The sequence below is a fragment of the Kamptonema sp. UHCC 0994 genome (genome assembly GCF_029167235.1).
Lineage (GTDB): Bacteria > Cyanobacteriota > Cyanobacteriia > Cyanobacteriales > Microcoleaceae > Kamptonema.
Map to the genome: position 1 here is coordinate 1 of NZ_JARFTR010000235.1, position 7208 is coordinate 7208.

Consider the following 7208-nt stretch of genomic DNA (forward strand, 5'->3'; position numbering starts at 1 on the left):
GTAAAATACCGCCCAGAGGGCGGCGTTACGAATTTTACTCAATGCAGTAATTCCTCTAGCTTTTGCTGATTCCATAAGGACTGGTAAAGCCCTTTTTCTTGCACAAGTTCTCCATGAGTTCCTATCTGAATAATTTCACCGCGATCCATCACAAAAATCCGATCCGCAGTAGCTGCGGCGGACATTTGATGCGAGATAAAAATCACAGTTTTGCGAAGTGTTCCAGTTGCCAAATTCTTTAAAATATCTGTGGCAGTTTGATTGTCTACGCTGGATAAAGCATCATCCAAAATCAAGACTGGTGCATCAATTAACAAAGCTCTAGCTAATGCCATCCGCTGTCTCTGTCCCCCCGATAGTGTAATTCCACGTTCGCCGACTACTGTTTTATAGTGCTGGGGAAAATTGAGGATTTCGGAGTGAATTTGTGCTTGTTTTGCCGCCGCTTCAATCTCTGGTTGTTCAGCTAAAGGATTGCCATAACGGATGTTATTTTTGATCGTGGTACTAAATAGAAAACTTTCTTGAGGAACGTAAGCAATTGCGCCCCGCAAATCCACCAACCGCAGTTGGGTAATATCTTTACCATCTACAAACAATTGGTCAATTTCAATATCTAACAAACGCGGTAAAGCATTAGCCAAAGTTGATTTCCCAGAGCCGATCGGCCCGACAATAGAAACAGTTTCTCCCGGTTTAATTGTGAAGTTAACATCCTTAAGAGCAGGCGTTTTAGCATCAGGATAAGTATAGCTCAAATTACTTGCACTTAGCCAACCTTTTACTGGTTTTGGCAATTCGATTGGAGTAGCAGCATCTTTAATTTTTGGCTCAACTATCAGAATTGACTCAATACGATCGATACTCACTTCTCCTCGCTGGTAAGCAGTGATTGTAAATCCGAGTAGTGCAGTAGGAAAAACCAAACGTTCCACAAACAAAAGTAGAGCAACAAAATCACCGATGCTGATCTCACCACTAGCAATTGCACCAGCACCGAAAGACAGCACTACCAACAAACTCAAACTCGCTAAACCGCCGAGTATGGGAAATAGTAAGTTCCGAGTTTGAGCTAATTCTAAATTTGCATCCAATAGCTGCTTAGTAGAATTGCGAAAAGCTTGGCGTTCGTTCTCTTCTTGAGCATAAATCTTAATCAAAGAAATGCCGCTCATGTCCTCCTGAATTAAATCGCTAATACTGGAAAGTTCCTCTTGTACATTTAACTGCTGAACGCGAAGTTTATCGCTGAATAATTGCACCAAAACTAACATCAAAGGATAGACACCTATGGCTAAGAGAGTTAATTTTACATTAATCCCTAACATGACCGGTAGTGTCAATGCGTAAGCAAATAATGTATTAGCTAAACTCAAAACCGCAAACCCAACCAAGCGGCGGATATTTTCTACATCAGAAGTAGCGCGATTAATCAAATCTCCGATTGTATTCCCAGCAAAATAAGATGGTTCTAATGTCAAGAGACGATTAAAAATCTTTTGTTTGAGGTCAAATTCTACCTGACGACCAACCCCAAATAGTAAGATCCGCGATATCATCCGAATTGCCCACATCACAGAAGCGAGCACAAAAATCAGCAGGGAATAGTGTAAAATTCGATCGAATTTAACCGCAACTTGGAGCTCGTCAACTCCATTACGAATCAGCAAGGGTATGTAAACGCCTACAGCATTAACAACCAAGAGTGAGAAAACACCCCAGGATGCGTTTTTCCAGTGGGGGCGCAGGTAAGCAATCAGTTTTTCCAGTCGTCGAGAATCAGCCATCTATCGAGTTTATAATTTAGAATTTAGAATGTAAATTGGGCGTTAGGCGCGGCGCAATAGAGGGATAAAATATCGGGTGCAGGAATAATTTCAATTCCGCTATCTAAAATCCAAAATCGCATTCCGTCCTACCCCTTCCTATATTAACCTGGGATGCCTTCAGCTTGTTTGTTTTTCTATCTATAGAGAGAGAACACCCCGGTTAATCTTTCCCGAAAACACGCGATCGCCCCCGAATAAAGCAGTTGACTAGCATCTGCCTACATAGGGGTAATCATTATGTCGAGATTAGAAGACAATCAAATCCGATTTCGGGGCTTTTGCATGAGTGGGCGTTTGAAAGGAAAGGAGATTGAGGGTACGATCAACATTGATTCCGCACAATTTAGGAGAGGAGAAGGCTCAGGATTTGATTCCGGGCAATTTAGAAGAGGAGAAGGCTCAGGATTCGGTTCCCTTGTGATTTTGCTCCTGTTGGCGTTGGGGATTAATGTTCTGATCGTCAATAAGGGAGAATTTAGCGATTCTCGCTCTCCTGAAGAGGCTTCTCAAGTCTTGGAGGAGTCAAATGGTCAGCATTTTGACGATCTGCCTCTCGATCTTGATGAAGGCAATTTGGTAGAATCAACTCGCGATCGCGAATAGTAGATGCTTTTTTACGTTAGTTCAATTTGAAATAATCTAACCCAACCAGCCGCGCACAAAATAGTATAAATACGCGAAATCTTCCTCAATTATTCGCGTAGTAATTGATAGTGCTTGGGCGCTAGGAAAAAAGTCTGATACCATTAATCTGCGCCTGAGTTTAGGATTTAGTTCAAAGGTGTAGAAATCTGTGGGAGCAGGGGAAACCTTCATTCTTTCTTTGATAAATGTTTGAGTAGCGCGGTGCATTTGAATTGCCGATGTAACGAGAATTATTCTATCCAGAAGACCTTTACTCTCTAATATTTTTTTAATTTGAATCGCACTTTCATGCAAATTTTTAGACTTAGTTTCTAGGATGATATCTTCTGCTAGTACACCCATTTTTAGCAGTAGTCTTTTAATATCAGAAGCTTCAATAAAATGACCCTCTATATCAGGTCTCGAACCTGCGCTGACTATGAGGTAGGGCGCTAAACCATGTCGGTATAGCTTAGCTGCATAGGAAATGCGATCGCCGGCATCAGTTAGTTGAATTTGAACTCGGTAGGGGAGTTTAGGTTCGGTTGTTCCCTGTCCAATTAACACTATTGCTCCTACTTTATTCTGACAACAGGTTTCAACTTGGATTAGCTGTAGAATTTCTCTTTCTGCTTGCTCAGCTATCGACAAAGCAACTAAAGGATTGCTAGCAATAATTAATAGCACTAAGGCTGATATGATTCTCTTTGGGGTTGGGTTTCTTATACCTCCGCTGACTATGCCTGTGGTTGCAAAAATCAAAAGTAACACTGCTAAACCTAGAGGTGTCGTCAGTAAGACTATTAAAGCGCTTCGCACCACTGTTGCTAACTGACTATTGGGTGTAAAAATTCCGATTATTGCCAATGTTACGATCAGGGATACCATTAAGAGTACCACCAATGATTCATACTTATTTTTATCCTTTTCATCCGGCAGGATGGGAGCCAGTATATTAGAATATATAATATAGATAAATACTAAAAGTATTAAAATTGCTCTAATCATATTATCTTTTGTAATTGGTAATTGGTAATTGGTAATTGGTAATTGGTAATTGGTAATTGGTAATTGGTAATTGGTAATTGGTAGTTGGTAATTGGTAATTGGTAATTGGTAATTGGTAATTGGTAATTGGTAATTGGTAATTAAAAGTAGTACCTACCAATTGAAAAATGCTATATAGCAACCGCCAGGGCGGTTAAGGCACTCGCTCATTGCTGAAATCCTTAGATTCTAAACCCTTCTTTCCCTAGTCCCTAGCCCCTAGTCCCTAATCCCTTGCCCCTAGCTATTATCTACGTTTTAACTCATTCCGAATCGCTTGCACCACAGTTTCAATCACATTAACACGAGCAAAATACTTGTCATTGGCAGGTATCAGCGTCCAGGGAGCCGCAGGTGTGCTCGTGCGCTGAATCATTTGATTGACAGCTACTTCGTAGAACGCCCACTTCTCTCGATTCCGCCAATCTTCATCGGTGAGTTTGTATTGCTTAAAAGGATTTTCCTGGCGCTCTGTAAACCGTTTTAATTGCTCTTCTTGGCTGATGTGCAACCAGAATTTAACTAAAACGCAGCCGGCAGAGGTCAACTGTTCTTCAAACTCATTGATTTCTTGATAAGCACGTCGCCACTCGGTTTCAGTAGCAAATCCTTCAACTCGTTCAACCATCACTCGACCATACCAACTGCGGTCAAAAATAGCAATTTTTCCGGCATTTGGCAACCTGCGCCAAAACCTCCAAAGGTAGTGATGTGATTTTTCTTCATCTGTCGGTGCGGCAAAGGCATTTACTACATAACTCCGAGGATCTAAAATGTCAGTCAAGCGTTTAATTGCACCTCCTTTACCGGCAGCATCCCAGCCTTCAAATAAGACTAAAACTGACATTTTATTTTCGTGAATACTCTGTTGCAATTTGCCGAGACGCGCCTGTTCTTGGCGGAGTTGTTGTTTGTATTGTTCAGATGTTAGTGCTTGAGAAAGATTAACTTGGGAGAGGAAATCTGGTTCTGTGGGTTCGAGACGATTTTGAATTGTTACTGCTTGCGGGGGACTTTGCAGGTGAAGGCGATCGAGTGCTTCTGTAATTGTGGCTGCCATTTGGGTTAAAACTTTGACTCTGGCCCAGCGTTGACAATCTCCTTCTACTAATGTCCAAGGCGCGGGGCCGGTGCTAGTTTGCACTACCATTTCTTCGGCAAAGGTTCTGTATTTGTCGTAATTTTTGGCTTGATGCCAATCTTCTGGCCGCACGCGCCATGCTTGCAATTTGTCGCTTTCTAATTTTTTGAGTCGGCGTTTAAGTTCTTTTTTGCTAAGGTGTATCCAAAATTTGGCGATCGCAGCGCCGTCATCTACCATTTGTCGCTCAAAAGCGTTAATTTGCCTCATTACCATCGGTACTTGAGCATCTGAAACGCGCTCAAATAAGCGATCTTCTAAGACGTGGGTGTACCAACTGTGATAGAAAAAACTCATCTGTCCGCGAGCGGGAAGTTTCTGCCAAAACCGCCACAGGAAAGGATAGCTACGCTCTTCATCTGTCGCCGGCCAAATGGGATGAACCGCAAACCCACGCGGGTCAATGTATCCGATCATTTTTTTAACTAAACCACCTTTTCCCGCAGCGGCCCAACCTTCGAGGACTAAAATTACAGGCAATTTTTTTTCCCAGCAGGCTTTTTGCAGCGATCGCAACTGCTTCATCAAAACTTCGATCTTAGAATCGTAGGTTTCTTTATCCAGGGATAAATCCAAATCGAGGTTGTCTAACATCAGGTTATTTTTGAGAATGGGGGAACGCAGGCATAGCTTTTGAGGTGTTGTGGGTGCGATCGCCTCTTCTCGCGGGGCACCTCCAACCGTTATGCGGGATTGAGCATTAAATCCTCAGTCTAGCGCCTGTCTAAGTTTAAACTCTAAAATTTCACAAAAAAGTTATGTGCGATCGCAACTGGCCCACAATCTGTCACAGTCCATACCCCACCCATAACTTCCCAACCTAAAAACTTGCCAAAAAAAGTAGTTACTGTTATAGTAATTTCAGGGAACTTTTAAACAAGTTCGATTTCTCCCCTCCCCCTAGTGGGTCACTCAATGGGAGGAAGCGAAAATCCCTTAAGAAAGATGTAATATAAATACAGAGCAAAAGTAAAAACCAAAGACTTCACCGGGGGTGAAAAACTTCTTTACTTAGCTTTTCTGAGCAGCTTTAGAATCAAATCAACGTTACTTAAACAGCAGGTTTGGTAACAGTTTGAAGCGCCGTCTACGAAGATTGGGCGCAAATCCAGCCTGATACTGACACACGAATTACAAACAAAACTACCCCAAAAGGGCGAACAATTTTTTATGAGTGCATAATTCGATAAAGCATAAAAACCTCAGTGACAAAAAGAGGTTTGGTGACTTTATCAAGAACATTCTCAAATCCTAATAGCTATCTTCCGAGGCGGCTGTTAAACATTCCCAATTTTTCCATAACTAAATTCCTAACAGCATTTTGACTCAAGATGCGGATATTGCAGTTGTCAATCAGTTGTGAATCAGATAGGTACTGCTTTCAATTAGCAATTAGCAATTAGCAATTAGCAATTAGCAATTAGCAATTAGCAATTACCCCATTCTCATACAACTGAAAACCGCTATATCTAACATTTACCTTATTAGGAATTAATAGGTTTGCTGGCGATAACACCACAAGCCTAGATCGCTGTACGTATTTTGCAATACCCACTAAGAGGAACAGTCCGAATTACCGGATTGCAAGTTTTTTATGACTACTTTAACCATGCGCTCCTACAGGGGCGAAAGCGACTGGCAAGCGATCGCAGACCTAGTAAATGCTTGCCAAACCGCCGAACAATTAGACGAAGAAGCAACAGCTTGCGAACTAAAACTCAAACTTAATGCACCCTACCTCGACAAATCCCGTGACGTACAATTGTGGGAAACTAGAGGAAAACTTACAGGTTTAGCACTCTTAGATATTCCTAAATCTAAAAGTGAACTCGACGCTTATCTGTGGTTTTATGTCCATCCTTCAATGCGAGGGACAGCCTTAGAAAAGGAGATAATTAACTGGAGCGAAAAGCGGTTAAGCCAACTAAGAATAGAGCGCAATTTGCCAGTTAAATTGCGTACCTATACCCGCGAAAATAACAGTTTAGTAATCCGCTTGTTAGAAAAACAAGGTTTCGCGATCGATCGTTACTTTTTAACAATGGCGCGATCGCTATCGGAACCAATTCCCACCGCAGAATTTCCAACAGGATTCAGGTTATCCCACCTCGCAGGGGAAAAAGACGCTCAACCCTGGGTGGAGATGTTCAACGAGTCATTTATCGATCACTGGAATCACCACGATTTAACAGTTGAAACTGTACAACACTGGATGAAAGATTCCAGTTACCAACCAGAATTAGACTTAGTTGCAATCTCGCCCGATAATACTTTTGCCGCTTTCTGCGATTGTCAAATTAAAGCCGAAGAAAACGCCCTTAACCGCAGTAACGACGGCTGGATCGAGTTTCTAGGTACGCGGCGTGGTTTCCGACAAATGGGTTTAGGAAAAGCAGTATTACTCGCAGGATTGCATCACTTAAAAGCCGCAGGTGCAGATACCGCTAAACTCAGCGTCGATGCGGAAAGCTTAACAAATGCGACGAAGTTGTACACATCAGTTGGTTTCCGCCCTGTAGAAACTTGGCTTTCCTGGGTAAAACTATTGTAGATGTAACGCCGCCCTC

General features: G+C 42.1%; 6 protein-coding genes. 2 read left to right on the forward strand and 4 right to left on the reverse strand.

Annotated features, from left to right (window positions below):
* Positions 1-38: 38 nt before the first annotated feature.
* The gene (locus PY364_RS21055; protein WP_275525954.1) at positions 39-1787 is read right to left on the reverse strand and encodes an ABC transporter ATP-binding protein; all 1749 of its coding nucleotides are present in this window, start codon (positions 1785-1787) and stop codon (positions 39-41) included.
* Between the two features lie 279 nt (positions 1788-2066).
* On the opposite strand from PY364_RS21055, the gene PY364_RS21060 reads away from it, so the two are divergent.
* Positions 2067-2432 (forward strand): hypothetical protein, encoded by a 366-nt coding sequence (locus PY364_RS21060; RefSeq protein WP_275525956.1) that lies wholly within the window; start codon positions 2067-2069, stop codon positions 2430-2432.
* Positions 2433-2468: 36 nt separating this feature from the next.
* Here PY364_RS21060 and PY364_RS21065 read toward each other — a convergent pair whose 3' ends face one another.
* The 3 genes from PY364_RS21065 to pap all read right to left on the reverse strand — a co-directional run bounded on the left by PY364_RS21065 (position 2469) and on the right by pap (position 5235).
* A complete protein-coding gene (locus tag PY364_RS21065; RefSeq protein WP_275525963.1) occupies positions 2469-3539 on the reverse strand; it encodes a YdcF family protein in 1071 nt (356 codons plus the stop codon).
* The gene (locus PY364_RS21070; RefSeq protein WP_275525957.1) at positions 3463-3621 is read right to left on the reverse strand and encodes a hypothetical protein; all 159 of its coding nucleotides are present in this window, start codon (positions 3619-3621) and stop codon (positions 3463-3465) included. The genes PY364_RS21065 and PY364_RS21070 overlap by 77 nt, the downstream gene beginning before the upstream one ends.
* Before the next feature lie 126 nt (positions 3622-3747).
* Positions 3748-5235: a polyphosphate:AMP phosphotransferase gene (gene pap / locus PY364_RS21075; protein WP_275525959.1), complete on the reverse strand. Its 1488-nt coding sequence runs from the start codon at positions 5233-5235 to the stop codon at positions 3748-3750.
* Positions 5236-6235: 1000 nt separating this feature from the next.
* On the opposite strand from pap, the gene PY364_RS21080 reads away from it, so the two are divergent.
* Entirely contained in the window at positions 6236-7192 is a 957-nt protein-coding gene (locus PY364_RS21080; protein ID WP_275525961.1) for a GNAT family N-acetyltransferase, read from the forward strand.
* Positions 7193-7208: the final 16 nt, after the last annotated feature.